General features: G+C 64.1%; 26 protein-coding genes and 1 pseudogene. 19 read left to right on the top strand and 8 right to left on the bottom strand.

The window, feature by feature from the left end; all coding sequences use genetic code 11:
- Positions 1–662: 662 nt before the first annotated feature.
- The gene (fliS, locus tag EST26_RS10325) at positions 663–1,097 is read left to right on the top strand and encodes a flagellar export chaperone FliS (protein WP_291067618.1); all 435 of its coding nucleotides are present in this window, start codon (positions 663–665) and stop codon (positions 1,095–1,097) included.
- 2 nt (positions 1,098–1,099) lie between these two features.
- Positions 1,100–1,399, top strand: coding sequence for a flagellar protein FliT (locus tag EST26_RS10320; protein ID WP_291067617.1), 300 nt, complete (start codon positions 1,100–1,102; stop codon positions 1,397–1,399).
- Positions 1,400–1,582: 183 nt separating this feature from the next.
- On the opposite strand, the gene fliE is transcribed toward EST26_RS10320, so the two are convergent.
- The gene (fliE, locus tag EST26_RS10315) at positions 1,583–1,897 is read right to left on the bottom strand and encodes a flagellar hook-basal body complex protein FliE (protein WP_291067615.1); all 315 of its coding nucleotides are present in this window, start codon (positions 1,895–1,897) and stop codon (positions 1,583–1,585) included.
- 185 nt (positions 1,898–2,082) lie between these two features.
- Here fliE and fliF point away from each other — a divergent pair, with 185 nt between their 5' ends.
- The 13 genes from fliF to fliR all read left to right on the top strand — a co-directional run bounded on the left by fliF (position 2,083) and on the right by fliR (position 13,472).
- Positions 2,083–3,762, top strand: coding sequence for a flagellar basal-body MS-ring/collar protein FliF (gene fliF / locus EST26_RS10310; RefSeq protein ID WP_291067613.1), 1,680 nt, complete (start codon positions 2,083–2,085; stop codon positions 3,760–3,762).
- Positions 3,763–3,804: 42 nt separating this feature from the next.
- The gene (gene fliG / locus EST26_RS10305) at positions 3,805–4,800 is read left to right on the top strand and encodes a flagellar motor switch protein FliG (protein WP_291067612.1); all 996 of its coding nucleotides are present in this window, start codon (positions 3,805–3,807) and stop codon (positions 4,798–4,800) included.
- On the top strand, positions 4,784–5,527 hold the full coding sequence (locus EST26_RS10300; RefSeq protein WP_291067610.1) for a FliH/SctL family protein: 744 nt from the start codon (positions 4,784–4,786) through the stop codon (positions 5,525–5,527). The genes fliG and EST26_RS10300 overlap by 17 nt, the downstream gene beginning before the upstream one ends.
- Positions 5,528–5,564: 37 nt before the next feature.
- Complete coding sequence (gene fliI, locus EST26_RS10295; RefSeq protein WP_291067623.1) at positions 5,565–7,007, top strand: flagellar protein export ATPase FliI; 1,443 nt, start codon at positions 5,565–5,567, stop codon at positions 7,005–7,007.
- The gene (gene fliJ / locus EST26_RS10290) at positions 7,004–7,477 is read left to right on the top strand and encodes a flagellar export protein FliJ (protein WP_291067609.1); all 474 of its coding nucleotides are present in this window, start codon (positions 7,004–7,006) and stop codon (positions 7,475–7,477) included. Before fliI ends, fliJ begins: the two co-directional genes overlap by 4 nt.
- Before the next feature lie 57 nt (positions 7,478–7,534).
- A complete protein-coding gene (locus EST26_RS10285) occupies positions 7,535–8,857 on the top strand; it encodes a flagellar hook-length control protein FliK (protein ID WP_291067607.1) in 1,323 nt (440 codons plus the stop codon).
- A gap of 307 nt (positions 8,858–9,164) precedes the next feature.
- A complete protein-coding gene (locus EST26_RS10280; protein WP_291067605.1) occupies positions 9,165–9,725 on the top strand; it encodes a flagellar basal body-associated FliL family protein in 561 nt (186 codons plus the stop codon).
- A 16-nt stretch (positions 9,726–9,741) separates the two neighbouring features.
- Positions 9,742–10,746, top strand: coding sequence for a flagellar motor switch protein FliM (fliM, locus tag EST26_RS10275; RefSeq protein WP_291067604.1), 1,005 nt, complete (start codon positions 9,742–9,744; stop codon positions 10,744–10,746).
- A complete protein-coding gene (gene fliN, locus EST26_RS10270) occupies positions 10,736–11,161 on the top strand; it encodes a flagellar motor switch protein FliN (RefSeq protein WP_291067603.1) in 426 nt (141 codons plus the stop codon). The genes fliM and fliN overlap by 11 nt, the downstream gene beginning before the upstream one ends.
- Positions 11,162–11,178: 17 nt before the next feature.
- Positions 11,179–11,544: a flagellar biosynthetic protein FliO gene (locus EST26_RS10265; protein WP_291067621.1), complete on the top strand. Its 366-nt coding sequence runs from the start codon at positions 11,179–11,181 to the stop codon at positions 11,542–11,544.
- The gene (gene fliP, locus EST26_RS10260) at positions 11,531–12,331 is read left to right on the top strand and encodes a flagellar type III secretion system pore protein FliP (protein ID WP_291067602.1); all 801 of its coding nucleotides are present in this window, start codon (positions 11,531–11,533) and stop codon (positions 12,329–12,331) included. The genes EST26_RS10265 and fliP overlap by 14 nt, the downstream gene beginning before the upstream one ends.
- 72 nt (positions 12,332–12,403) lie before the next feature.
- Positions 12,404–12,673, top strand: a complete 270-nt coding sequence (gene fliQ, locus EST26_RS10255) for a flagellar biosynthesis protein FliQ (protein ID WP_291067600.1) — start codon at positions 12,404–12,406, stop codon at positions 12,671–12,673.
- A gap of 31 nt (positions 12,674–12,704) precedes the next feature.
- Complete coding sequence (gene fliR / locus EST26_RS10250; protein ID WP_291067598.1) at positions 12,705–13,472, top strand: flagellar biosynthetic protein FliR; 768 nt, start codon at positions 12,705–12,707, stop codon at positions 13,470–13,472.
- A 42-nt stretch (positions 13,473–13,514) separates the two neighbouring features.
- Here the strand turns inward: fliR and EST26_RS10245 are convergent, their stop codons facing one another.
- Positions 13,515–14,144 carry a response regulator transcription factor gene (locus EST26_RS10245; RefSeq protein ID WP_291067596.1) on the bottom strand — a complete coding sequence of 210 codons (630 nt, stop codon included), beginning with the start codon at positions 14,142–14,144 and terminating at the stop codon, positions 13,515–13,517.
- Positions 14,122–15,270: a histidine kinase gene (locus tag EST26_RS10240; protein WP_291067595.1), complete on the bottom strand. Its 1,149-nt coding sequence runs from the start codon at positions 15,268–15,270 to the stop codon at positions 14,122–14,124. The genes EST26_RS10245 and EST26_RS10240 overlap by 23 nt, the downstream gene beginning before the upstream one ends.
- 134 nt (positions 15,271–15,404) lie before the next feature.
- Between EST26_RS10240 and EST26_RS10235 the strand changes: the two genes are divergently transcribed.
- The 4 genes and pseudogenes from EST26_RS10235 to EST26_RS10220 all read left to right on the top strand — a co-directional run bounded on the left by EST26_RS10235 (position 15,405) and on the right by EST26_RS10220 (position 19,911).
- Positions 15,405–17,390 (top strand): chemotaxis protein CheW, encoded by a 1,986-nt coding sequence (locus tag EST26_RS10235; RefSeq protein WP_291067593.1) that lies wholly within the window; start codon positions 15,405–15,407, stop codon positions 17,388–17,390.
- 30 nt (positions 17,391–17,420) lie between these two features.
- Positions 17,421–18,278, top strand: coding sequence for a CheR family methyltransferase (locus EST26_RS10230; protein ID WP_291067591.1), 858 nt, complete (start codon positions 17,421–17,423; stop codon positions 18,276–18,278).
- A pseudogene (cheD, locus tag EST26_RS10225) lies at positions 18,265–18,795 on the top strand (chemoreceptor glutamine deamidase CheD); the annotation flags it as partial. The gene EST26_RS10230 and the pseudogene cheD, both read left to right, overlap by 14 nt.
- A gap of 42 nt (positions 18,796–18,837) precedes the next feature.
- A complete protein-coding gene (locus EST26_RS10220) occupies positions 18,838–19,911 on the top strand; it encodes a chemotaxis response regulator protein-glutamate methylesterase (RefSeq protein ID WP_291067619.1) in 1,074 nt (357 codons plus the stop codon).
- A 14-nt stretch (positions 19,912–19,925) separates the two neighbouring features.
- Here the strand turns inward: EST26_RS10220 and EST26_RS10215 are convergent, their stop codons facing one another.
- The 5 genes from EST26_RS10215 to dctP form a co-directional block, all read right to left on the bottom strand.
- Positions 19,926–20,612 carry a hypothetical protein gene (locus EST26_RS10215; RefSeq protein WP_291067589.1) on the bottom strand — a complete coding sequence of 229 codons (687 nt, stop codon included), beginning with the start codon at positions 20,610–20,612 and terminating at the stop codon, positions 19,926–19,928.
- Between the two features lie 127 nt (positions 20,613–20,739).
- Positions 20,740–21,186, bottom strand: coding sequence for a universal stress protein (locus EST26_RS10210; protein WP_291067587.1), 447 nt, complete (start codon positions 21,184–21,186; stop codon positions 20,740–20,742).
- A 71-nt stretch (positions 21,187–21,257) separates the two neighbouring features.
- A complete protein-coding gene (locus EST26_RS10205; protein ID WP_291067586.1) occupies positions 21,258–22,931 on the bottom strand; it encodes a TRAP transporter large permease subunit in 1,674 nt (557 codons plus the stop codon).
- Positions 22,928–23,566, bottom strand: a complete 639-nt coding sequence (locus tag EST26_RS10200; RefSeq protein WP_291067584.1) for a TRAP transporter small permease subunit — start codon at positions 23,564–23,566, stop codon at positions 22,928–22,930. The genes EST26_RS10205 and EST26_RS10200 overlap by 4 nt, the downstream gene beginning before the upstream one ends.
- A 161-nt stretch (positions 23,567–23,727) precedes the next feature.
- Positions 23,728–24,819: a TRAP transporter substrate-binding protein DctP gene (gene dctP / locus EST26_RS10195; RefSeq protein ID WP_291067582.1), complete on the bottom strand. Its 1,092-nt coding sequence runs from the start codon at positions 24,817–24,819 to the stop codon at positions 23,728–23,730.
- Positions 24,820–24,973 lie beyond the last annotated feature (154 nt).

The following is a 24,973-nucleotide window of genomic DNA, read 5'->3' as shown; positions in this document are numbered from 1 at the left end:
CTCCCGGAGGGAGGGGGGTGCCGTGGCGGCGTTCAGCCAACCCCCGGGGGATGGCTTGCCCTCCCTCGTAGGTCTTGGGGGGCACCCTCCTGCCGTGGAGCGCCCCTAGGGCGCGGGCGGGACGCCTGAGTGAGCGCGCAGCGCTACACGCGGGGGGCTGTTGATGGGCGGAGGAGCCGGAGCGGGGGAGGATGAAACCCGCCCCGGCGCAGCCGGGGCGGGGGCTGCGCCCGTTCCCGTCCCGGGCGCCACCCCAGCCAACCCCTGCCCCCAGACGGAAGGCAGGACGGCCTTCGGCCTGCGCTTCTTCTGCATGCAAGCGCCAAACAGCCAACCTCCCGACCCACTCGCTCGATCGCGTCCCTCAACGACTCTTTTTCTTTTTCAAATTTTTCGAGCCAGAGCCATTTCATCGCTGTGCACGTAACGCTCCAGCAGCTTCCAAGTCTTATGCCCTGCCTGGCCAGGTGACCCAGCATGGGCGCGGGAGCCACCCCAACCCGACAATGTGCCCACCAAATGAGAACCGGCGTCTGCTTGCACAAAACAAGGCCGGCTTTCCGGTTCATATTCACTTTTCCCCGCATTCGCCCCCTGCGCCGACTACAGTCCGGTGTGCCGCTGCCGATACGAAAAGGCATCAGACACAAGGAAGCCACACCATGTTCACCTCTGTCAAAGCGCGCGCTGCATCGACCTACCGGCGCGTAGCCAATGAAACCAGCGTGCAAGGTGCCGACCCACACCACCTGGTGGGTCTGCTGTTCGACGCCTTGTTGCAATCGATTGCGCTGGCGCGCGGCGCCATTGAACGCCAAGATGTGCAGACCAAGGGTCAGGCCATAGGCAAGGCGGCGCGCATTCTGGAAGAAGGCCTCAAGGCGGCGCTGAACCTGCGCGAAGGGGGCGCCTTGGCGGCCAATTTGCAGCAGTTGTACGACTATTGCATCCTGCGCCTGACGCAGGCCAATCTGCGCAGCGACGCGCTGGCGCTGGAAGAAGTCGCCGGCTTGATCGAACCCCTGGCACAGTCCTGGCAGCAGATCAAAAACCCCGGCAACGCCTATTCACAAGCCGCCACAGGCTCTGGAGTCTGATCATGGAGACGAGCTTGTTGGCCTACTACAAAGCCATCGAGAGCGCCAGCCAGCAGATGCTGCAGGCTGCGCAATCGCAGGATTGGGACCAGGTGGTGCGACTCGAGAGCACGTGCGCCGTTCTGATCGCGCAACTGCGCGACAAGTCACGCATCCTGGAGCTGGCGGCCGAAGACCGGCGCGAGAAAGCCCGCATCATGCAGCGCATCTTGCGCACCGACGCCGAGATTCGTTGCCTGGCCGAACCGTGGTTGAACGATTTGGCGCTGCTGATGGATCAGCGAACACAAGCGCTGCATTAAGGGCGCTTCTATAAATCCAAGAAACCTCCGTTCGGACTGAGCCCTTCGACAAGCTCAGGACAGGCTCTGTCGAAGCCTGCTGGCGGTATGCATCAACCACTTATGGCGCAAACCCTTCGACAGGCTCAGGGCGAACGGGTAGTGACAGAAGTGCCCTTAACCTTAAAAACCGATCCGAAACAGTCAAACCGACATATTCATGATGTCGGTGTAAGCCTGCACCATGCGGTTGCGCACGTGCAGCGTGGCCTGAAAGCCAATCTGGGACTTCTGCATCGCCAGCATGGTTTCTTCGAGGCTGACCTGTGGGTTGCCCAGTTGCACCTGGGTTTGCAAACGAGAGGCTTCCGATTGCGCGGCGCTGACATTTTTCAGTGCGGCCTTGAAACTGTCGGCAACGTCGCCCCCCACGGCAGTGCCGCTTGCCGCGCGCTTGAGCGCGGCTTGCCCCACCCCGGTGAGGGTCTGGCTGGGCAAAGCATTGATTCGCATTTCCATAGCGAACTCCAGGTACAAAGTAGGCAGGCCTTGATGCTAGTCAGGCAATCGGCCTGATGCGCTCGGAATAAGGGCGCAAAGCCCGGCCTTTTCACGGCTATGGCGGCGCTGGCGGGGTCGAATAATCGAGCGCAAAGGAGTCTGTCAGACCCCCGATCGATCCCCCCGCCAACGCCTGGACCACCATGAGCAGCACCGTCGCCCCCCTGGAGCTCCAGCCCGCCAGCCGCAACCCCTTGGGGGCTGGTCTGGCACGGCTGGATCAGGGTCAGAAAATCAAGCTGGGTCTGGGTGCGCTGGCGCTGCTGGCGCTGTTGCTGGCGTTTTTTCTCCTGGGCCGCCAACCCGAATGGCGCGTGCTCTACGCCAACCTGAGCGACAAGGACGGCGGCGCCATCGTCGCGCAGCTCACGCAGATGAACGTGCCCTACCAGCACGGCCTTGGCGGCCAGGCCATCATGGTGCCAGCCGACCTGGTGCACGACACCCGTCTGCGGCTGGCCTCGCAAGGCCTGCCCAAGGGCTCGATCACCGGCTTCGAGCTGATGGAAGCCAACCGCTTTGGCATGACCCAGTTTCAGGAACGCCTGACTTTTCAGCGCGGCCTCGAAGGGGAGTTGACGCGCTCGATTCAGTCGCTCTCGTCGGTGCAAAGCGCACGCGTGCATCTGGCGCTGCCGAATCAAAACGGATTCTTCCGCGAGCAGCAAAAACCCTCGTCATCGGTGTTGCTGACCCTGCACCCCGGGCGCACGCTGGACCGAGCGCAGGTGGCCGGCATTGTGCATCTGGTGGCTTCCAGCGTGCCCGAGATGAATCCCAAGGCGGTCAGCGTGGTCGACGCCGCCGGCAATCTGCTGTCGCAGTCACCCGATGCACAGTCCCAGAGCAGCAACGCGCAGCGCTTGCTCTACGTGCAGCAAATCGAGCAGCTCCATGTGCGCCGCATTCTGGACATTCTGGAGCCGCTGGTGGGCCCGGGCAATGTGCGCGCGCAGGTCAACGCCGAAGTGGACTTCTCGGTGGCCGAATCGACCTCGGAGCAGCACCGGCCGAACCAGAACCCGGATTCGGCCGCAGTGCGCAGCCAGCAAGTGATAGAAAACAGCCAGGCCACACCGGCAGCACCCGCTGGCGTGCCAGGCGCAGTGAGCAACCAGCCGCCGGTCCCCGGCTCCGCGCCCATCAACGCCGCCGCTGCCCCGCTTGGCGTAAGCGGCAACCCCGAGCAGGCAGCAGGCAATAGCCGGCGCGAATCGCTCACCAACTACGAAGTCGACAAAACGGTGCGGGTGGTGCGAGAAGCCAGCGGCACCGTGCGCCGCCTGAGCGCGGCGGTGGTCGTCAACCACCGCAACAGCACCGACAGGAACGGCAACCCGAGCTCGGCGCCGATCGCGCCCGAACAGCTCGAACAAATGAGCAGCCTGGTGCGCCAGACCATAGGCTTCAATGAGCAGCGCGGCGACTCGGTCAACGTCGTCAACGCCGCCTTCAAGGTGGTCCCACTCAGCCAGGAGGCGCCGCTGTCCTGGTGGCAGCAGACCTCGAACCAGGAGTTGCTGCGCAGTCTGGCCTGGCCGCTGGGTCTGCTGGGCCTGGGCCTGCTGGTGCTGCTGGGCCTGGTGCGTCCGGCGTTCAAACAAATGCAGGCCACCGCCGCCCTGCCCAGGCATGCACCCGCTCAGCTCAGCGCGCTGCTCGACGAGACGCCCGAACGCCCGGGTCTGCCCTCGCCCACCGCGCTGGCAGCGCCCAGCGCCGACATCAAGCGACTGGCCGACGCCAAACGGCTGGCGCTGGAGAACCCGGTTGCGGTGGCCAACATCGTCAAAGGCTGGGTCAATGGCGAAGCACCCGCCTGACCCAGTCCGGCCGTCCTGCACCCCACCCGCGAGACCCACACCATGGCAGAACAAGGCATCCAGGACGCCGCGATCTTTCTGATGTCGCTGGGCGAGGAGGAAGCCGCCGAGGTGTTCAAGCATCTGGCGCCCAAAGAAGTGCAAAAGCTGGGAGAAACCATTGCCGGCATGCGCTCGGTCTCGCGCGAGCGGGTCGATCAGGTGATGGACAAGTTCACCACCGAGGCGGCCTCGCACAGCCTGCTGGTGTCGGACACCGACAACTATGTGCGCGCCGTGCTCAGGCGCGCGCTCGGCGACGACAAGGCTGCGCTGCTGATCGACCGCATTTTGCAAGGCAGCGACGTCTCTGGCATCGAGAGCCTGAAATGGATGGATCCGCTGTCGGTGGCCGAACTGCTGCGCTTCGAACACCCGCAAATCATGGCCGCGATACTGGTGCACCTGGAAGGCGAGCACGCCGCCGGCGTGCTCAAGCAATTGCCCGAGCGCACGCGCAACGAGGTGATGCTGCGCGTGGCCACCCTCGAAGGCATACAGCCGACCGCACTCAACGACTTGAACGACGTGCTCTACAAAGTGTTGGCTGGCGGCGACAAGGTGCGCAAGACCTCGCTGGGCGGCATTCAGACTGCCGCCGACATCATCAACATGATGGGCACGCAAGCGGAAGCCTCGATCATCGAGGCGCTGCGCGAGCACGACGCCGATCTGGCGCAAAAAATCATGGACAAGATGTTCACCTTCGAAGACCTGCTCAAGCTCGACAACAAGTCGGTGCAAATGGTGCTCAAGGAGGTGGCATCGGACGCGCTGGTGATTGCCCTCAAGGGTGCCACGCCCGAGCTGCGCGAGCTGATTTTGCGCAATATGTCATCGCGCGCGGCCGAAGCGCTGCGCGAAGACCTGGACTCGCGCGGCCCGGTGCGGCTGTCGGAGGTCGAAAACCAGCAAAAGGAAATCCTCAAGATCGTGCGCCGCTTGTCGGACGAGGGCTCGATCGCCATGGGTGGAGGCGGCGATGACAGCTTCGTCTAAACCCGCGGCCAAAACCAGCCCGCATGCGCGCTTCATCCCGCGCGAGGAAATCGCTGCGGTTGCAGTCTGGAAGTTTTCCGCCGTGGACGGCAGCGACGAAGCGCTGGCAACGCAGGCCAAAACCGCCCCGCAGGCGCCGCCTGCGTGCAGCCCCACGGAGCAGGACTTGCCTGAACAACTGCTGCACGCGGTTCGAGCGCAAGCCTACGTCGAAGGATTCACACAGGGGCAGCAAGCCGGCGGCCAGGCCGTGCGCGACGCACTGGAGTTGCCGCTGCGCAAAAGCGCCGATGAAACCGCGCAACGACTGGCGCAGTTGCTGCACCACTCGCGCGAGCAGTTGCGTCAGAGCGAAGAGCAGATCGCCCAACACCTGTTGGAGCTGGCTTGCGACCTGGCGCGGCAGGTGCTGCGGCAGGAGCTGCAAAGCAAGCCGCAGCACCTGCTGCCGCTGATCACCGAGGCGCTCACCCAGTTGATAGACGACGGCCTGCCAGTCACCGTGCGCCTGCACCCCGGTGATCTCGTGCTGCTGCAGGGCCCGCTGCAAGAAGCGCTGTCCGGATCAAAGCCGCAGTTGCTGGCCGACGCCAGCATCAGCCCGGGAGGCTGCCTGATCGAGACGGCCCACATGGGAATCGATGCCACGCTGGAGAAACGCTGGTTGCGTGCGATCGGAAACCTCGGTCTGAATACGAGCTGGAACCCGGAGAACGCCGATGTCTGATTGGCCGCCAGAGCACCCGAGTCGCTGGCTCAACTTCATGCAAGACCTGCGCGCGCACGCCAGCGTGGCCACACCGCTGGAGGCGCGCGGCACCCTCACCCGCCTGGCCGGCTTGGTGCTCGAAGCGGTGGGCCTGCGGGTGCCGGTGGGTTCACAGTGCCTGATCGGCAACGGGTGCAAAGAACCGGTGCTGGCCGAGGTGGTGGGTTTTTCCAACGAGCGCGCCTTTTTGATGCCGGCCGGCGACACGCACGGCCTGTCCAGCGGCGCTGGCGTGACGCCGCTGGCGCCGTACCGCGCCGTGCCGCGCCTGGGCCAGGTCAACAAGCCGCCGTCGCCGAACGACCGCGGCGTGCTGCGTCTGCCGCTGGGTCGTGGCCTGCTGGGCCGGGTGGTCGACTCGCACGGCAACCCGCTCGATCGCCTCGGGCCGCTCAAACAGATCGACATCGATGCCATGGAGCGCACACCGCTCAACGCCATGGATCGCGCCCCGGTGCGCCAGCCGCTCGACACCGGCGTGCGCGCCATCAATGCCTTGCTGACTATCGGCCGGGGCCAGCGCATCGGCCTGTTTGCCGGCTCGGGCGTAGGCAAGAGCGTGCTGCTGGGCATGATGGCGCGCTACACCCGCGCCGACGTGATCGTGGTCGGCCTGATTGGCGAGCGCGGGCGCGAGGTGAAAGAATTCATCGAAGACATTCTCGGTGTCGAAGGCCGCAGCCGCGCGGTGGTGGTGGCGGCGCCGGCAGACGCACCGCCGCTGCTGCGCATGCAAGGCGCAGCCTACGCGACCGCGATTGCCGAGCGTTTTCGAGACGACGGTCTGCACGTGCTGCTGCTGATGGACTCGCTCACCCGCTACGCCATGGCGCAGCGCGAAATCGCACTCGCCATCGGCGAGCCGCCAGCGACCAAGGGCTACCCGCCGAGCTGTTTTGCCAAGCTGCCGCAACTGGTCGAACGCAGCGGCAACGGCCCGGGCGGCGTGGGCTCCATCACTGCCTTCTACACCGTGCTGACCGAAGGCGATGACCAACTAGACCCGATCGCCGACGCCGCGCGCGCCATTCTGGACGGCCATATCGTGCTGTCGCGCGCGCTGGCCGAGTCGGGCCACTTCCCCGCCATCGACGTCGAAGCCTCGGCCTCGCGCGTGATGCACAACGTCGCCGAGGCGGCACACCTGGAGCAAGCGCGCAAGTTTCGCAGCCTGTATTCGCGCTACATGAAAAGCCGCGACCTGATCCAGCTCGGCGTCTACGCCGCCGGCAGCGACCCCGAGACCGACCGTGCGATCGTGCTGTACCCGGCGCTGCAACGCTTTTTGATGCAGGACATGCACGAATCGGCCAGCCTGGAAAGCAGCCTGGCGCAACTCTCCAGCGCCTTGCACGAAGACAAAGGCGTGCGCGAGCTGCCCATCCGCCAGGCGCCCAACCGAGCCCACCACAACCCCTATGAAAGCAAACCCGTATGAAGGCGATTGAGACCTTGAAGAAAGTGGTTGAACTGGCCGAGAAACGGCGCGACGAAGCACTCGCGGCGCTGACGCGGGTGCAGCGCGAATTGCAAGCCGCACAAGAGCAAATGAAGCAACTACAAAGCTACGCCGATGAAGCGGTGCAGCGCTGGGCTGTGCGCAGCAGCGTCGGGGTCGACACCACGCTGCTGCACCACCACAGCGCTTTCATGCAAAGAATCGAGCACGCCATGGATTTTCAGCACGGCGTGCTCAGCAACAGACAGGGCCTGGTCGAGCGCGCTCAGCAGCAGGTGCAGGCGGCCGAACGCGACGTGGCGGGCTTGCGCAAGTACACCGAGCGCCAACTGCAGGCCCTGCTGCAACTGGCCCAGCGTCAGGAACAAAAAGACAGCGACGAACTGGCGCTGGCCATTCATCTGCGCCAGAGCCAGTTGCAGAGCCATACCAAAAGTGCGCGCCCCTGAACGCTGCGCGCCTCAGCCGACCGCACCTGCGTACACCAGCCCCCCAGGAAAGTTGCCATGACTGCCACCACCCTCTGCGCCAGCAGCGCGAGCGCCAGCGTCACGCCAAGCGGTCTGACGGGCGGCAAGAAAGCCGCTCAGGCGTCGGCATCGGATCCGTTCGCTCACCTGCTGTCGCTGGCGAGTGCCCACCAAAGCCCGCCGGCCCAGGCTGATGCCTCGGTGCACGCCAATCCAAACGGTGCGCCGACCCGCCAGCCCAACACCGCAGCGGGCCACGAAAACCCGGCACACGCCCTGCTCGGCTGGCTGCAAACGGCCCATCCTGCCACTCTGGGCCAGCAGGGCGAACACGGCAGCAGCGCGGCCCACCTCAGCAGTCTGCCGGGCCGCGGCGCCGTCCACCCCGCAGGCGAGGCTGCCGCCACACCTGCTGGCAAGGGGATAGACCTGCCAGGCCGCGACGCCACGGAAAATCGCAGCGCACCCGAGCCCGCGCGTGCCGCCGCGCCGACCCAAGCCCGTGGCGCTGACGCAGCCGCAACACACAAGGCGGCCGCAAGCCACCCCTTCAACGGCAACGGCGCACCCGCCCGCGAACCGCCCTTTCGTGCTTCGCTTGCCACCCCATTGCAGCAGCTCCAGGCCAGCGCGCCCGCGAGCTTGCGCGCACTGTCGACTGCAGGCTCGGTCAGTCAGGCGCCCCTCACCCGCAGCACCGTCGCGCTGCACGAACGCTTTGGCCGCAGCCTGAGCGTCGAGAGTCTCGGCGCCGAGCCGGCGCCGCGTGTCACGCCCGCGTCGGCGGCAAACCTGCCGCCCGGCCCAACCGGCGATTTCAGGTTGCCGACGGCGGGTGCGCCCGGCAACGAGGGCGCGCGCCCGGCGGGTGGCGCCGACGCAGCAGCGCCCAGCAGCGAGAGCGCCGTCTGGGCCGACCCAGCGCCCACAGACCTCGAAGCGCAGCAGATCAGTCGCTGGAGCAGCCCACACCTCGACCACGCCAGCCTGCACGTCGGCCACGGCAGCGAAGATCGGATCGACATCGAGCTGGCGCTGTCGGCACAGGAGCTGCAAGTCGAATTTCGCACCGACAACGCCGCCACCCGGGCCAGCCTGGAGCACACGGCCGAGCTGGCGCTGGCCGAGTTGCTGCAGCGCAGCGGCATCGAACTCGGCAGCGTCTCTGTCAGCAGCCAAGAGCAGGCGCAGGCTCAGGCACAGAGCCGCTCCCCGCAGCGCGGGCAAGAGCACAGCGGCGGCCAGCGCGAACAGGCACGACAAGAGACCGCAGCGGGCGAACCGCTGGCAGCAGCAAGCGCGGCAGCACCGGCGCCCCAACGCGCCGACGGCAGTCAAGCGCTGGACTTGTTCGTTTGAACCCACAGGCTGGGTGCTGTTTGGGTGCTGGTGGCGCATGTGCGGTCATTTTTGCCCCACCTCGGCGCCCACCAGTCCAGCCAACCCGAATGAACCCTCTCGGCTGCCAGCCCTTGCCCGCCGCCCAGGGGCAAGCCACCCGGGCTTGAGAACACCACCATCCGCATGCGCCAGTGCAGCGGAATGAACGGTATTTCCAGCCCTTATCGGTTGAACAGGAACGCCCCCGCAATTCAATAATTCCTCCCAGCAAGCCCTTTGCGCGCCTGCATCGCCTCTGCGTTCAGAGGCATCTTGGAGAATACCGATGTCCGCTGCCCCCGACGCCTCTGCCGCCAAGCCCAAGAGCAAGAAGCTGCTGGTGATCGTGCTTGGCGTGCTGGTGCTGGCGCTGCTGGGCGCGCTGGCAGCGCTGCTGCTGCTCAAGCAAAACACTGCGCAAGACGAAGCAGGTTTTGAAGAAGAACCAGCGGCCCAGCACAGCCGCGCCGACCCCGGTGCGCCGCCAATCTTTTTGCCGCTGGACAACATGGTGGTGAATCTGGCCGACCCCGGCGGCACCCGCTTTGTCCAGATCGGCATCACCCTCAAGCTGCAAGATGAACAAACGGCTGAGGACATCAAGGTTTTCATGCCGAGCATTCGCAGCGGCGTGCTGCTGCTGATCTCACAACGCAGCGCAGACGAGGTGCTGAGCGTTGCCGGCAAGGAAAAGCTGGCCAACGACATCATTAGCGAAATCTCCAGCGTGATGGGCTACGAAGTCGAAGCGCCCGCCACCGCCCAGTCGGAACGCTCCCCGCGGCAGCGCCGCGCACCGCCCAATCCGGTACACGCGGTGCTGTTTTCCAGCTTCATCGTGCAATGACTCTGGGCATCCAATCATGAACGACTCGTTTTTGTCGCAGGAAGAAGTAGACGCGCTGCTCGAAGGCGTCACCGGCGAAAGCCAGAAGATCGAGCAGGAGGCCGCACCAGCCGACGGCGTGCGCGGCTACAACCTGTCGAACCAGGAGCGCATCGTGCGCGGGCGCATGCCCACGCTGGAGATCGTCCACGAGCGTTTTTCGCGCAACCTGCGCCTGGGCTTGTTCAACTTCATCCGCCGCAGCCCGGAGATTTCGGTCGGCGCGGTCAAGGTACAGAAATACAGCGCCTTTCTGCGCGAGCTGGTGGTGCCGACCAACTTCAACATCGTGGCGGTGCGTCCGCTGCGCGGCAACGGCCTGCTGGTGTGCGAGCCGACGCTGCTGTTCGGCGTCATCGACAGCCTGTTCGGTGGCAGCGGCAAGTTCCACACCCGCATCGAAGGACGCGACTTCTCACCCACCGAGCAGCGCGTGATCGCGCGGCTGGTCGAGGTGGTGGCCGAGGAATACAAAAAAGCCTGGCTGGGCGTGTATCCGCTGGAACTGGAATACCTGCGCTCGGAAATGCAGCCGCAGTTCGCCACCGTGGCCACACCGAGCGAGATCGTGGTCACCACCAGCTTCGCGCTGGAGATCGGCGACATCAGCGGCGCGCTGCACCTGTGCATTCCCTACGCCACGCTGGAGCCGATCCGCGACGTGCTGTACTCCACCGTGCAGGGCGACGCGATGGAGGTCGATCGGCGCTGGGTGCGGCTGTTGAGCCATGAAATCCAGGCCGCCGAGTTGACCCTGGTGGCCGAACTGGCACAGACCGACGCCACCGTCGAGCAGTTGCTGTCCATGCAAGTGGGCGACTTCATCGAACTCGAACGCCCGCCCAGCGTGCGGGCCAGCGTCGAGGGTGTGCCGCTGTTCGAATGCCAATACGGCACCCACAAAGGCAAGTACGCGCTGCGCGTCGAGCGCAAGCTGCGTGGAGCAGAACTGAACTGGCTGGGAGACTCGTATGTCAACTGAGAACACCGACACCATGAACGACGCCGTCAGCGACGACTGGGCCCAGGCCCTGGAAGAACAGGCCAGCGCCACCGACAGCGCCACCGACAGCGCGCCCGCCTTCGAGACCATCAGTCCCGCGCCAGCGGCAGGCGGCAACAAAAACCCGATGCAAGACATCCACATGGTGCTCGACATCCCGGTGCGGCTCTCGGTCGAGCTGGGCCGCACCAAGGTGCCGATCAAGTACATCTTGCAACTGGCGCAGGGCTCCATCGTCGAGCTCGACGCGCTGGCGGGTGAGCCAATGGACGTGCTGGTCAACGGCTACCTGATCGCCCAGGGCGAGGTGGTGGTGGTGAACGAAAAGTTTGGCATCCGCCTGACCGACATCGTGACACCGTCCGAGCGCATGCGCCGCGTCAGCCGCGGCTGAGGGAGAACGCCTTGGACATGCTGCAAAACGCCCTGCCCGCGCTGATTCTGCTCTTGCTGATGGTGGTGCTGGCCTGGTGGCTGCAGCGCTACCGGCGCCATATGCCGGGTGCCAGCGCTCACGGCGGCCCCTCGTTGCGGGTGCTCAACTCGGTCTCGCTCGGGCCACAGCAGCGCGTGGTCACGCTGCAACTGAGCCAGGGCACACAGCGCATTTGCCTGGTGCTGGGTGTGGCGCCAGGCAGCGTGCAAACGCTGCACCGTCTGGAGTTGCCCACCGAGACCGACTCCGCCGACGCTGGCGCGCTGGCCGCCACAAGAGCTGGCGGCGGTTTTGCCGGCCGGCTCAGCCAGCTCATGAAAGCGCCCCATGCCCCGCGCTGAAGCCCTGAGAGCCCAGGACCGACGGCGTGTGCTGCAGCGCGGCCTGGCGTTTGCCGCGCTGGCGCTGCTGGCTGGTGGCGCCTGGGCGCAGGTTGCTGCGCCGACCGCCCCACCGGCCACGCTGCCTCTCATCATTGGCCAGGGCCCGCAGGGCACCAGCTTTTCAGTGCCGATTCAGACGCTGTTGTTTTTTACCGCGCTGTCGTTTCTGCCCGCGGTATTGCTGCTCATGACCAGCTTCACCCGCATCGTGATTGTGCTGTCTTTGCTGCGCCAGGCGCTGGGCACGCAGATGGCGCCGCCCAACCAGGTGATCATCGGTTTGTCGCTGTTTCTCACGCTGTTCGTGATGGGCCCGACGCTGGACAAGGTCTATCAAGAGGCCTACGCCCCGTTTGTGGCGAACCAGATCAGCTTCGAGCAGGCGATCGAGCGTGGCCAGGCGCCCATGCGCGACTTCATGCTCAAACAAACCCGCCAGTCCGACTTTGAACTGTTCGCCAATCTGGCCGAATTGCCACCAGAAGTGACGGCACAGACCGCGCCGTTTCGGGTGCTGGTGCCGGCCTTTGTGACCAGCGAGCTCAAGACCGCCTTCCAGATCGGCTTCATGATCTTCATTCCGTTTCTGGTGATCGACATGGTGGTGGCCAGCATCCTGATGTCGCTGGGCATGATGATGCTCTCACCGGTGCTGGTGGCGCTGCCGTTCAAGCTCATGCTGTTCGTGCTGGCCGACGGCTGGAACCTGCTGATCGGTTCGCTGGCGGCGAGTTTTGCGGTCTGAGCGGCGGACCCGAACCCCACGCCAGCGCACGACCGCGCCCCGCCACGCTCAACCCCAAGGGAGTGCCCCGCCATGGACCCACAAGCCGCCCTCACCCTGGGGCAGAACGCCCTCTTTTTGCTGCTCATGATTTCCCTGCCGGTGCTGGGCATGGTGCTGGCTGTGGGCCTGGTGGTCAGCTTGTTTCAGGCCCTGACGCAGATTCACGAACCCACGCTGTCGTTCGTACCCAAACTGGTGGCGGCGATCGCGGTGTTCGCCATCGCCGGCCCCTGGATGATGACCACCCTGGTCGAATTCATCCGCAGCACCATTCTGGCCATTCCAAGCTACGCGGCCTGAGCGCTGCGCAGCCCGGCCCGAGCGCTGCGCCATGCTGACTTTCAATGAAGCCGACATCATGGCGCTGGTTTCGCCGGTGTTTTGGCCGTTCCTGCGCATTCTGGCGGTGTTCTCCAGCGCACCGATTTTCTCCTCGCGTTCGGTGCCGCTGCGCACCCGCGTCGGACTGGCCTTTTTGGTGGCGGTGTGCGCCCAGGCCGGTCTGCCCGAGCAACCGGTGGTGGCGCTGACCGACCCGCAAGCCTTCTCGGTGGTGGTGCAGCAAGTCGTCATCGGGCTGGCAATTGGCCTGGCGGTGCGCATCGTGTTCGCTGCGGTAGAACTGGCGGGCGAGCTGATCGGTCTGCAAATGGGCTTGAACTTCGCCGGATTTTTCGATCCCGCCACCAACGCCCAGTCGAGCACGGTGGGGCGATTTTTCGGTAACATGACGATGCTGTTGTTCATCGTCATGGGCGGCCACCTGCTGTTGCTGCAAGCGGTAATCGCCAGTTTCGAGACCTTCCCGATCGGCAGCCCGACGCTGGCGGCGGTCAAGCAGATGCGGCTGCACGAACTCGGTGCGGTGGTGTTTCGCTACGGCCTGTGGATTGCGCTGCCGCTGATAGGCATGCTGCTGTTCGTCAACATCGTGCTCGGCTTCGTCTCGCGCATCGCGCCGCAAATGAATCCGTTTGCGATCGGATTTCCGCTCACGCTGACGGTCGGCCTGGTCGGCATTGCGTTTACGCTGCCGATGCTGGATGCGCCGGTGCTGGCGCTGATGCGGCTGGCCACGGCCATGTTCATCGGCGCTTGAATCTCAATCCGGCCGCCGCCGCCCCAACCGTCTGCAAGCAAACTACAGCAAGCCGTTGCGAATGGCGTAAACGGTCATCTCGGCATTGTTGCCCAGTTGCAATTTGTCGAGCACGCGGGCGCGGTAGACGCTGACGGTCTTGGGGCTGATCATCAACTCTTCGGCAATCTCCGAGAGCTTTCTGCCAGAAGCGATTTTCTGCAGCGTCTGCAACTCGCGCTCGGACAAGCTGGCGTGCAGCTCCTCGCTCTGCGGTGCGCTGAGCTTGTCGACCAGCATTTGCGCCACCTCGGGGGTGAGGTACTTGCGGCCTTGCATGACGGTGCGAATGGCGCTGACCAGCTCGGTCGGCTCGCCGGCCTTGTTCAGGTAGCCGCGTGCGCCGGCGCGCAGACAGCGAATCGCGTACTGATCTTCCGGATACATCGAGACCACCAGCGTCTTGACCGTCGAGCCCTCGTCGCGCAGCGCGGTCAGCACCTCCAGGCCGCCGCGCCCGGGCATGTTGAGGTCGAGCAGCAGCACGTCGCAGGGCTGCGTGCGCATCAGCTCACGCAGTTCGGGGTAGCTGCCAGCTTCTGCCACCACCCGAATATCCACCGCCTCCGAGATGGTGTCGCGAATGCCGCGGCGCACCACCGCGTGGTCGTCACACAAAATGACCTTGATCAAACTTAATCTCCTGGGTATTGCAGTCTGGGCTGTCCCGGTCCGTCGGCGCCAGCGGCACCGAAAGAATCACCGAGCACCCGCGCGCCGAGGTGCTGACGTCGAGCCAGCCGCCGACCTTGGCGGCACGCTCTTTGAGTCCGAGCAGTCCGAACGACTTGGCCTTGCGCAAAGCGGCGGCGTCCAGGCCGCGGCCGTTGTCGTTGATCTCCAGGGTCAGCACGCCTTCGCGGTCGCTCAACTCCATGTCGACCGCACGGGCCTGCGCGTGCTTGGACACATTGGTCAGCGCTTCCTGCGCGGTGCGGTAGGCCACCAGTTGCAAGGCGCGCGGCAGGTCGATGAATTCGGACGAACAGATCAAGCGCACCGGCAAGCCGGTGCGGCGCTCGAAACTGGCGGCCAGCCACTGCAGCGCCGCCACCAGGCCTTGTTCGAGTATGGGCGGGCGCAAGTTCATCATGATGCGCTGGCTCGCACCCAGCGCGTGCTGCAGCATCTCCAGCGCGCTGCCAATGTGCTGCTGCATGGCGGGGTCTGGTGCACGCCGACCCAGCCAGGCCAGGTCGAACTTGACAGCCGCCAGCGCACCGCCAATATCGTCATGAATCTCGCGCGCGATGTCGGCTCGCTCCTGCTCGATGCTGGTTTGCAGGTGCTCGGCCAGTTCGGCCAGGCGCTGGCGCGAGTGCGCCAGCTCGGCCAGCGCCTGCGCCTGCGCGCGGCGGGCTTGATGCACCTCGATGGCACGCTCGATCACGTGCCCCAGGCGCGACATGTCGTCCTTGGCCAAGTAGTCGCTCACGCCGCGGTGCATCAGATCGACCGCCGCCGCCTCTCCAATGGCGCCCGAGAGAACGACAAACGGCAGGTCAACACCCAGTTGTCGGCCCGCCTCCCAGGCGTCCATGCCGGTAAAGCCAGGCAGATGGTAGTCGGCCAGCACGATGTCAAAGCCCCCAGCGCGCAGCGCCTGGCAATAGCCATCCAAGGTGTCGACCAGCGTCAGCTCGAAACACGGCAGGCAGCGTTGCAAGGAGAACTTGACCAGCGCGTGGTCGACGCGCGAGTCCTCCAGGTGCAGGATGCGCACCGGGGCTGCGGGGACTGACTCGGGCGTTACGCTCATGGCCGGTTGACCGTAAAACCCGGGCGAAGCGCGCGCGGGTGAAAAATGAAACTGAATAGGAGCCTAAATCTGCCGATACGAAGCGATGCGGTTGGTGAAAATTGTAATGCCGCTTGCAGCGTCAAGGAGTCTTCATGGGTGAAACGTCAAACGAAGGCCAGCACCTGGGCGATCAAATCGACCTGAGTCAGTTCTATCAAATCTTTTTCGAAGAAGCGGGGGACAACCTGCATCAGTTGGAACAGCGCCTGCTTGCGATTGACCTGGAGCAGGCCGACGACGAAACGCTGAACGCCATTTTCCGCTGCGCGCACTCGATCAAAGGCGGTTCGGCCACCTTTGGTTTTACCGATGTGGCCGAACTGACGCACCAGATGGAATCGCTGCTGGATCGGCTGCGCCGACACGAAATCGCCCCCACCACAGCCATGGTTGACGTGTTGCTGGAGTCGTCCGACGCCCTGCACCTGCTGCTGGCACGCCACCAGGGAAAAGACACGCCTGCGCCCGATGGCAGCTCTTTGCAGACACGGCTTCGCGCGCTGGCCCAGTCTGAGCGCGCGCCCACGCTGCACGCGGCACGCAGCAGCTCGCTCGACGCGCCAGCCGCGGCCCGTGCAGGCCAGCGCGTGCTCGATATTCAGATCGGACCGCTGCAGCATCCGACCCAGGCCGACGGCATCGCAGAATTGTTTCGCGACATTCCCGGCCTCGGTGAATTGCAATCCCTGAGCAGCGAGTCGCCTGAGCAGCGCACCTTGCGCGTTTTGACCAGCACCAGCGACGCCGACTTGCTCGACTTGTTCACCTTCCACGTTGGCCGGGAGCAGGTTTGCATCAGCGAGAGCGGCGCGCCCTCTGAGGGCGAGCGCGGTACCGAGCTGGCCCCGTGGGATAGCCCGGCCCCGCTGCCCAGCGCGCGCAGCGTCGTGCGCGCCTCGCAGGCCACTCTGACCGAAGCGAGCACACTGCGGGTTTCGGTCAGCAAAGTTGACCAACTCATCAACCTGGTGGGTGAACTCGTCATCACCCAGTCGATGCTGGCACAAAAGAGTCGGCAACTCGACGCGGGCAGCAACCAGCCCCTGCTGGCCGGACTGGCCGAACTCGACCGCAACACCCGCGACTTGCAAGAGGCGGTGCTGTCGATCCGCATGATTCCGATGTCAGCGGTGTTCAACCGCTTTCCGCGTCTGTTGCGCGACCTGGCGGCGCAACTGGGGAAAAAAGTCGAACTGGTCACGCACGGCGAAGCGACCGAGCTCGACAAGGGTTTGATCGAGAAAATCACCGACCCCTTGACCCATTTGATTCGCAACGCCTGCGACCACGGCATCGAAACACCCGACGAACGCCGGCTCCAGGGCAAGCCCGAGCAAGGCACGCTGACACTGGCTGCCAGCCACTGCGGCGGCTCTATCCTGATCGAAGTGCGCGACGACGGCCGTGGCCTGTCGCGTCAGAAGCTGCTGGCCAAAGCGCGTCAACGTGGCTTGCAGGTGTCGGACTCGATGAGCGACGCCGAAGTCTGGAACCTGATTTTTGCGCCCGGCTTCTCTACCGTCGAAGAAGTCAGCGACGTCTCCGGCCGCGGCGTCGGCATGGACGTCGTGATGAAGAACATCAGTTCGCTCGATGGCACGGTGGAAATCGAATCCACCCCGGGCAGCGGCATGAGTGTGAAAGTGCGCCTGCCGCTGACGCTGGCGATCATGGACGGCATGCTGCTGCGCGTGGGCGCCGAGGTCTACATCCTGCCGCTCTCCAACGTGATCGAGTCTTTTCAGGCCAGCGCCAGCAGCATCAGCAGCGTGGCTCACAGCGCCCAATTGGTCAAGGTTCGCGATGAGTTCCTGCCGGTAGTCGAACTCGAGCGCGTGCTGCAAGTGCCGCACCTGTGCCCCTCATCGGGGCGTTCCATCCTGGTCGTGGTGCAAGCCGATGGCTTGCGGGTGGCCTTGCTGGTCGACGACTTGCTCGGACAGCAGCAGGTGGTGGTCAAAAACCTGGAAACGAATTACCGCAAGGTGGCCCATATTTCGGCCGCCACCATTTTGGGCGACGGCAAGGTGGCGCTGATTCTGGACCCGTCGAGTCTGGTGCGAAGCCTGCAGCGCTGATTCAGCGTCGCATCTTTCTTTGCCTTAGCCATGCCGCTGCCCGCTGCGCCCTTGCCTTCTCGTCTGCCTGCGTCGGCAGCGTCGGACGGCCACGAATGGGCTTGCAGCCCAGCCGATTTCGGCCGCATTCAGTCCTTGATTCACAAACGGGCTGGCATCAGCCTGCACGACGGCAAGCTGAGCATGGTCTACGGCCGGGTCTCACGGCGGCTGCGTGCAACCGGCCACCGCAGCTTCAAGAGCTACCTGGACTGGCTGGAGCAGCACGAGGGCGCCGAATGGCAAGCCTTCATCAACGTGCTGACGACCAACTTGACCGGATTTTTCCGTGAGCAACACCATTTCACGGCCTTGGCCGATGTGCTGGCGACCCGGCGCACGCACGCCTGGCGCATCTGGTGCTGCGCTGCTTCCACCGGTGAAGAGCCCTACTCGATCGCCATGACCGCCAGCGAAACGCTGGGCCCAGGCAGCTCGTTTCGCATCGTCTGCAGCGATATCGACACCGAGGTGCTGAGCACGGCACAACGCGCGATCTATTCCATCGATGCCGGCAAGGGCTTGAGTGCGCAGCGTCTGCAGCGCTTTTTCATGCGCGGCACCGGCGGCAATGCCGGACTGATGCGCGTCAAGCCCGAGATGCAAAAAAACATGGAATTTCGCACCATCAACCTGATTGAGGAACCGCTGTTTACTGAACCCTTTGACCTGGTGTTCTGCCGCAACGTCATGATTTACTTCGACGCTGCCACCAAACGCCAGGTGCTGGCGCGCATCCACCGCGTGCTCAAGCCGGGCGGACTGCTGTTCGTCGGCCACGCCGAAAGCTTTGGCCAAGCAAGAGATTTGTTCGTGCTGCGAGGAAAAACGATTTATGAACGAATCTGAGGTGCTGGCTGCGTCAGCGTCGACGGGCAGCGCCGATAGAGCGCTGCTGCGATTGCCGGGGCAGGCCAGTTTTTTCTACCACGACCCGTATTTCCAGCGCGACGCAGTCAAAGTCATGGCTGGCGAGCATTTCGTCACGTCCAAAGACCTGTTGCTCATGACGGTGCTGGGCTCGTGCATTGCCGCCTGCATCTGGGACCCCAAGGCCGGCCTGGGCGGCATGAACCACTTCATGCTGCCCGACGGAGGCGGCGACAGCAGCGCCCTGTATGGGGACCGCGCGATGGACTTGCTCATCAGTCAGTTGCTGCAGCACGGCGCCCGGCGCGAGCGCATGCAGGCCAAGGTATTTGGTGGGGGGCAGGTGATACAGGGTTTCAAGACCCTCAAGGTCGGCGAGCGCAACACCGCCTTTGTGCTGAACCACCTGCGCAACGAGAGGATTGCCGTGGTCTCGCAAGACGTGCTGGACGTTCATCCGCGCAAGCTATGCTTCTTTCCCAACAGCGGCCAGGCGCTGGCGGCACGCTCCTGCCTTTGTGATTCAAAGTCACATCTCATGAACAAAATCAAAGTGTTGGTGGTGGACGACTCGGCCCTGGTGCGCGGCATCCTGAGTGAGATCATCAACCGCCAAAGCGACATGCAGTGCGTGGGTGCGGCCAGCGATCCGCTGGTGGCGCGCGAGCTGATCCGCGCGCTCGACCCGGACGTACTCACGCTCGACGTCGAGATGCCGCGCATGGACGGGCTGGAATTTCTGGCGCGCCTGATGCGACTGCGGCCGATGCCGGTGCTGATGGTCTCGACCCTGACCGAACAAGGGGCTGCGACCACCTTGCGCGCGCTCGAGCTCGGAGCGGTAGACTTTGTGGCCAAACCCCGCATCGGCATCGGCAACGGGCTGGCAGAACTCGCGGCAGACATTGTCGACAAAATCCGTATCGCTGCCCGCGCCCGCGTCAGGCGATACCCGGGCGCAGCCAGCGCCACGCCGGCCCCCAACGGCCCGCGTTCGGCGCTGCCGCTCCTGTCGAGCGAAAAGATCGTCTGCATCGGCGCCTCCACCGGCGGCACCGAGGCAATCCGTGAAGTGCTCGCGCCGCTGCCGGCCGACGCGCCCGCGCTCGTGCTCATACAGCACATGCCGGCCGGTTTCACGGCCAGTTTTGCCGCCCGCCTCGACGGGCTGTGCCGCATCAGCGTGCATGAAGCGCAGCACGGCCAGCGCATTCTGCGCGGTCATGCCTATATTGCGCCCGGCGGCCGACATCTGCGCATCGAACGCTGCGGCTCCAGCTACGTCACCGTGCTCGACGACGGCGCGCCGGTCAATCGGCACCGGCCATCAGTCGAGGTGCTGTTTCGCTCCGCCGCCCGCGTGCTGGGGCCAAATGCGCTCGGGATCATGCTCACCGGCATGGGCGGCGACGGTGCGCAGGCGATGCGCGAAATGAAAGACGCCGGCAGCTACAACTACGTGCAGGATGAAGCCAGTTGCGTGGTGTTTGGCATGCCGCGGGTGGCGATCGAGTGCGGCGCCGCGCATGAAGTCCTGCCGCTGCTGCGCATCGCGCCCGCGCTGCTGAGTCGCCTGGCGATGGACGCAGGTGCGCTGCGCGATCGCATCTGACGGCGGACGTCCGCCTAAACGCGCTCGCTGACCAGACTTCCGGCTTGCGGTGCGCTGCGGCTGCCGTTGCCGTTTTCGTCGTATACCACCAGGCTCTGAGCTTGCGCCTGTGGCGCTGAGACAAGGGGTTCGAGCAGTCCAGTCTCATCAACGGCAGCCGGCGCCAGCGGCATCGCCACCGCAGCGCTGGTGGGCGCAGCAATGGGCGACGACGGCCCAGCGCCACCTTGAACAGATGCCAGCGCAGCACCTGGTTGCGCAGCGCTTTGTCGTCCCAACATCCGATCCACCACCGCTGCGCTGGCCTGCCAGACGCTGGTGAGGACTTCTTGCAACTGCTCGGAGGCCGGGCTTTGTTCTCGTGCCTGTTCGGCTTGCTCCCTGGCTTGCTCTATTTGCTCAGCCTTGCCTGGCCGGGCCAGTTCCGATGCAGAACGATCCGGCAGCGCATCCTTGCCACCCGAAGAACCGCGCGGCAGCACGGCAGCCGGCTCCAGCCCAGGCTCGGCCGGGTCAAAAGGGCTGAGCGCGTTGCGCGCAGCCGACTGAGCGCCCCGCTCCCCGCCCAAGCCGGCCTGGGTTTCGCGCCGTCCGTCCTGCGTGGGCCGGGCTGCTCCGACGGCCGCGACCGGCGCCACGCCCGGAATGGCAGGCTGCGGCTGCGGCCAGGCCACGACATGATGGGTTGAAATATTGAGCATGGCAAACCCCCCGTGACAGACACCGTGCACCTACAAAACCGGTGATCTTCTGTGGGGATCGACCGCTGCCGGCCAAACTTGAGGTCAAGTTCACATATTCCGCGCCGCCCAGCGGCGTCTGAGCCGCTCAGCGCACCACCAGCACCGGCAACGCGGTGATAGACAACAATTTCTGCGTCTGGCTGCCCAGCATCAAACGAGACAGCCCGGTGCGGCCGTGCGAGGCGATCACGATCAGGTCACAAGCATGGATCTGGGCTGCTTCGGCAATTGCCTCAGCGGGCGAATGGTTCAGCAGCGAATCGCTGGCGCACTCGAGTCCGGCGTCCCGACAGACCTTGAGCGCCTCATTCAGGTAATGCTGCGACAACAGCGCCGTCTTGGAAATGCGCTGATCCGACATGACTGCGCCGATCGAATGCAGCTCGGCCTCGACCTCGCCACTCGAAGCCGGCTCCTGCACATGGAGAACCGTGATGCGGGCCTGCGTTTGCCGGGCCAGCTCGATGGCCGTTTCCAGCCCTTTCTTGGCCAGATCCGAACCGTCCGTAGGAACCAGAAAATGCTTGAACATGGTATATCCTGACACCGTAACTGCCTGTTAATTATCGAATGCTGCAGCAGCGCCTGCCGCTGCACGCAGCCTCACTCAAAAACAATCGCTTCTTCTTCCTCGAGCGGCATGAAATCGAGGTCGACCGCATCGACGTCGAGCACCACCACCTCACCCAAACCGTACAAGACGATTTGCGGGTAGAACATGATGGCCACCACCATCACCAGTTGCAACAACACAAAAGCGATCGATCCTTTGTAAATGTCGACGGTCTTGAGCGCTGGCAGCCGCTTGCGCGTGACCTTGTCGGTGTAGTCCTCTTTCGGTGCGACGCTGCGCAGGTAGAACAAGGCAAAACCGAACGGGGGCGTCAGGAAGGAGGTTTGCAACACCATCGCCACCATGACGCCGAACCAGATCAGGTTGATATCCAGCTCCCTGAGCACCGGCAACAGCAAAGGCAACAGAATAAATGCGATTTCAAAGAAATCGATGAAGAAGCCGAGCACAAAGATCAGGCTGTTGACGAAGATCAGGAAACCGAGCTGTCCACCCGGCAACTCGGCAAACAGGTCTTTGACCCAGACCGGACCGTCGATCGCATGAAAGGTCAGCGCAAACAGGGTCGAACCGATCAGGACGAACATGACGAAGATCGACAGCTTGGCCGAGGCATCCAAGCCTTGACGCAGCAGCGTCATGTTCAGACGCTTGCGAGCCAGCGCCATCAACACGGCGCCCAGCGCTCCCATGGCGCCGCCCTCGGTGGGCGTGGCAATGCCCAGGAAGATCGTGCCCAAGACCAGAAAGATCAGCAACAGCGGCGGAATCAGCACAAAGGTGACCTGGCGCGCCAGTTTGGACAAGAAGTTGGTGCGCAAAATTTTGTGGTCGATCACCGCCAGCACCCAGGCCAAGCCAATGGCGGCCATCATCGACATCACCACCTTTTCGTCGGTCGGCTGCTCGAGGGTCGGGTCGCCGCCCATGGCGACCATGAGAGCGGAGTAGTAGGTGAATACCAGCCAGCCCACGGCGGCACCGATCAGCGCCAGCACGCCCAGCGACCTGTGGCCGCTGGCGCCGCCGGGTTCATGGTAAATCAGCGCCTCGGGCGGCAGGGCGGGCAGCCACTGCGGACGCACCAGAGCCACCACCACCATCGCCAGCAGGTACAGACCCACCAACATGAAAGCCGGTATGAACGCGCCCTGGTACATGTCGCCGACGCTTTGGCCGAGCTGGTCGGCGATCACGATCAGAACGATGGACGGGGGCAAAATCTGCGCCAAGGTGCCCGAAGCCGTAATCACCCCGGCCGCCAGCGGTCGGTTGGTGAAGTAGCGCAGCATGATGGGCAGCGAAATCAAGCCCATCGCTATCACGCTGGCAGCGACGACGCCGGTGGTGGCGGCCAACAGGGCCCCCACCAGCACCACACCGATGGCGAGCCCGCCGCGCATCGGGCCGAACACCTGTCCTATGGTTTCCAGCAGGTCTTCGGCCATGCGGCTGCGCTCCAGAATCAGCCCCATGAAGGTGAAGAATGGAATCGCCAGCAACACATCGTTCATCATGATGCCGTACACCCGCAGCGGCAAGGCGCCGAAGAAGGCCGCCGGCACCACGCCGAGCTCAACCGCCAGCAAACCAAACACAATGCCCGTGGTGGCCAAAGCAAAGGCCACCGGGAAACCGGTGAGCAAAAACACCAGCAGGCCGACGAACATGATCGGCGCCAGGTTGTAAACGAGCCAACTCATGCTTTGTCTCCGGTTTTTGCTGCTCGTGCTGCCGCAGCCAGTTGCGTCGCTTCTTTTTCTTCCAGCTCACGCTGAATTTCTTCCAGCAGTTTTTCTTCTTCGGTTTTTTCAGCTTTGGCGTGCGGATCGGGGCCGTGTCCGCTCAGGAAGGCGACGCGCTTGATCAACTCGGAAATCGACTGTATGAACAGCAAGGTAAAACCGATTGGCAGCAAAATGAACAAGGGCCAGCGCAGCAGACCACCCGGGCTGGGTGAGACTTCCCAGGTATCTATGGCTTTACCCAGCGAAGGCAGCGCGGTCCAGACAATGAACAGACACAGCGGCAACAAGAAAAAGAAAATGCCGATCACGTCGACCCAGACTTGCTTGCGGCGCGACATGCGACTGGATATCACGTCGATGCGCACGTGCTGGTCGTGCAAAAAAACATAACCGGCGCCGAGCAGAAAGACAGCAGAAAAGAGGTACCACTGCAATTCAAGCCAGGCATTGGAACTGATGCCCAGGGTGTAGCGAACGATCGCATTGACGGCGCTGACCACTACCGCAGCCAACAACAGCCAGATGACGGCACGTCCAATGAATTCGGTCATCCTATCGATAGCGCGACTGAATACAAGCAGTGTGTTCACAACATATCCTTCATGCAAGCGCCGCCGCAGCAACGCTGCCAAACGCTTGGCGCAAAAAAACCAGAATCGGCGCAAACAAGCCCCGCTGCGCGGGGCTTGTTTGCTTTATCAAAAACTCCCCTGGACCGTGTTTTTTTAAAACAGCGGACCGATCAAGGCCATCAACCGCGCAGCGCCGCCGCCATGAAGTCGTCGAAGCTGTTTTCGGTCACGCGCAGCCAGCTCGTGGTTTCGCGCTGGAAGGCGGCGTAGTGGTCGTGAATGCGCTTGAAGTTGGCGTTGCCGGCGCCGATCTCGGTGTGCATGGTGCGCGATGCGCGAAAGAACGCATCCATCACCGGGCGTGGCCAGGTGCGCATTTGCGCGCCGCCGGCAATCAGGCGGCGCAGCGCGGGCGGGTTGCGCGCGTCGTACTTGGCCATCATGCCGGCGTTGGCTTCGTGCGCGGCGGCCGTAAAAATAGCGCGGTATTCGGGCGGCAGCGCACCCCAGGCGCGGTTGTTCACCAGCCAGCCCACGGCAGCGCTGCCCTCCCAGAAGCCCGGCGCGTAGTAAAAGCGCGCCACCCTGTGAAAGCCCAGCTTCTCGTCGTCGTATGGCCCGATCCACTCGGTCGCGTCTATGGTGCCGCGCTCGAGCGCGGCGTAGACGTCGCCGCCGGCAATTTGCTGCGGCACCGCACCCAGCGCCGCGAACAAGCGCCCGCCCAGGCCGGGGATGCGCATCTTCAGGCCGCGAATATCCTCCACGGTCCTGATTTCCTTGCGGAACCAGCCGCCCATTTGCGCGCCGGTGTTGCCCGAGATGATGTAGCGCATGTTCTGGCCGGCCAGCCAGTCGTTGAACAGCTTTTCACCGCCGCCTTCAAACCACCAGGCGTTGTGCTGGCGAAAGTTCATGCCAAACGGCACGCAGGTGCCCAGCGCCCAGGTCGGATCCTGGCCCACGTAGTAGAACGCTGCCGTGTGCGAGCACTCGACCGTGCCGGCCTGAACCGCTGCCGCGGCCTGCGGCATGGGAACGATTTCACCGGCCGGTGCGACGGAGATCTGAAAGCGCCCGCCGGTGGCGTCGCTGATGCGCTTGGCGGCGTCTTCGGCTGCGCCAAAGAGGGTGTCCAGCGCCTTCGGGAAACCCGAAGAACAGCGCCAGCGCACCGTGGGCTGGGCCTGGACAATGGCGGGCGCAGCTACCAGCGTGGCACCAACAGCGGCACCCACCGACGCCTTGCTCATAAATGAACGACGTTCCATGCTTTGTCTCCTGAAAAAATGGCTATAAAACTGCCGCTTGCTCTGTCTGCACGAGATTATTACCTTTGGCAGATTCGACGCGCTCTCGAACTGGAGTCAAGACCGCCTGCCCCAGACGCAGCGACGTCCCATTTTACCGAGGCTTTTACCGGGC

Origin of the sequence: Hydrogenophaga sp., assembly GCF_014773545.1 — a bacterium.
GTDB lineage: Bacteria > Pseudomonadota > Gammaproteobacteria > Burkholderiales > Burkholderiaceae_C > Hydrogenophaga.
Note: the sequence above shows the minus strand (reverse complement) of the source record. Positions and strands in the feature narration are given on the sequence as shown.

What these genes read in the sequence shown, in the direction of transcription:
- fliQ (WP_291067600.1), top strand. Translation starts at nt 12,404, where the DNA reads ATGGACCCACAAGCCGCCCTCACCCTGGGGCAGAACGCCCTCTTTTTG.
- fliI (WP_291067623.1), top strand. Translation starts at nt 5,565, where the DNA reads ATGCAAGACCTGCGCGCGCACGCCAGCGTGGCCACACCGCTGGAGGCG.
- EST26_RS10215 (WP_291067589.1), bottom strand. Translation starts at nt 20,612, where the DNA reads ATGCTCAATATTTCAACCCATCATGTCGTGGCCTGGCCGCAGCCGCAG.
- EST26_RS10205 (WP_291067586.1), bottom strand. Translation starts at nt 22,931, where the DNA reads ATGAGTTGGCTCGTTTACAACCTGGCGCCGATCATGTTCGTCGGCCTG.
- EST26_RS10220 (WP_291067619.1), top strand. Translation starts at nt 18,838, where the DNA reads ATGAACAAAATCAAAGTGTTGGTGGTGGACGACTCGGCCCTGGTGCGC.
- fliG (WP_291067612.1), top strand. Translation starts at nt 3,805, where the DNA reads ATGGCAGAACAAGGCATCCAGGACGCCGCGATCTTTCTGATGTCGCTG.
- fliM (WP_291067604.1), top strand. Translation starts at nt 9,742, where the DNA reads ATGAACGACTCGTTTTTGTCGCAGGAAGAAGTAGACGCGCTGCTCGAA.
- EST26_RS10280 (WP_291067605.1), top strand. Translation starts at nt 9,165, where the DNA reads ATGTCCGCTGCCCCCGACGCCTCTGCCGCCAAGCCCAAGAGCAAGAAG.
- fliN (WP_291067603.1), top strand. Translation starts at nt 10,736, where the DNA reads ATGTCAACTGAGAACACCGACACCATGAACGACGCCGTCAGCGACGAC.
- EST26_RS10210 (WP_291067587.1), bottom strand. Translation starts at nt 21,186, where the DNA reads ATGTTCAAGCATTTTCTGGTTCCTACGGACGGTTCGGATCTGGCCAAG.
- EST26_RS10235 (WP_291067593.1), top strand. Translation starts at nt 15,405, where the DNA reads ATGGGTGAAACGTCAAACGAAGGCCAGCACCTGGGCGATCAAATCGAC.
- EST26_RS10300 (WP_291067610.1), top strand. Translation starts at nt 4,784, where the DNA reads ATGACAGCTTCGTCTAAACCCGCGGCCAAAACCAGCCCGCATGCGCGC.
- fliR (WP_291067598.1), top strand. Translation starts at nt 12,705, where the DNA reads ATGCTGACTTTCAATGAAGCCGACATCATGGCGCTGGTTTCGCCGGTG.
- fliE (WP_291067615.1), bottom strand. Translation starts at nt 1,897, where the DNA reads ATGGAAATGCGAATCAATGCTTTGCCCAGCCAGACCCTCACCGGGGTG.
- EST26_RS10240 (WP_291067595.1), bottom strand. Translation starts at nt 15,270, where the DNA reads ATGAGCGTAACGCCCGAGTCAGTCCCCGCAGCCCCGGTGCGCATCCTG.
- EST26_RS10285 (WP_291067607.1), top strand. Translation starts at nt 7,535, where the DNA reads ATGACTGCCACCACCCTCTGCGCCAGCAGCGCGAGCGCCAGCGTCACG.
- EST26_RS10320 (WP_291067617.1), top strand. Translation starts at nt 1,100, where the DNA reads ATGGAGACGAGCTTGTTGGCCTACTACAAAGCCATCGAGAGCGCCAGC.
- fliP (WP_291067602.1), top strand. Translation starts at nt 11,531, where the DNA reads ATGCCCCGCGCTGAAGCCCTGAGAGCCCAGGACCGACGGCGTGTGCTG.
- fliF (WP_291067613.1), top strand. Translation starts at nt 2,083, where the DNA reads ATGAGCAGCACCGTCGCCCCCCTGGAGCTCCAGCCCGCCAGCCGCAAC.
- EST26_RS10230 (WP_291067591.1), top strand. Translation starts at nt 17,421, where the DNA reads ATGCCGCTGCCCGCTGCGCCCTTGCCTTCTCGTCTGCCTGCGTCGGCA.
- dctP (WP_291067582.1), bottom strand. Translation starts at nt 24,819, where the DNA reads ATGGAACGTCGTTCATTTATGAGCAAGGCGTCGGTGGGTGCCGCTGTT.
- fliS (WP_291067618.1), top strand. Translation starts at nt 663, where the DNA reads ATGTTCACCTCTGTCAAAGCGCGCGCTGCATCGACCTACCGGCGCGTA.
- fliJ (WP_291067609.1), top strand. Translation starts at nt 7,004, where the DNA reads ATGAAGGCGATTGAGACCTTGAAGAAAGTGGTTGAACTGGCCGAGAAA.
- EST26_RS10265 (WP_291067621.1), top strand. Translation starts at nt 11,179, where the DNA reads ATGCTGCAAAACGCCCTGCCCGCGCTGATTCTGCTCTTGCTGATGGTG.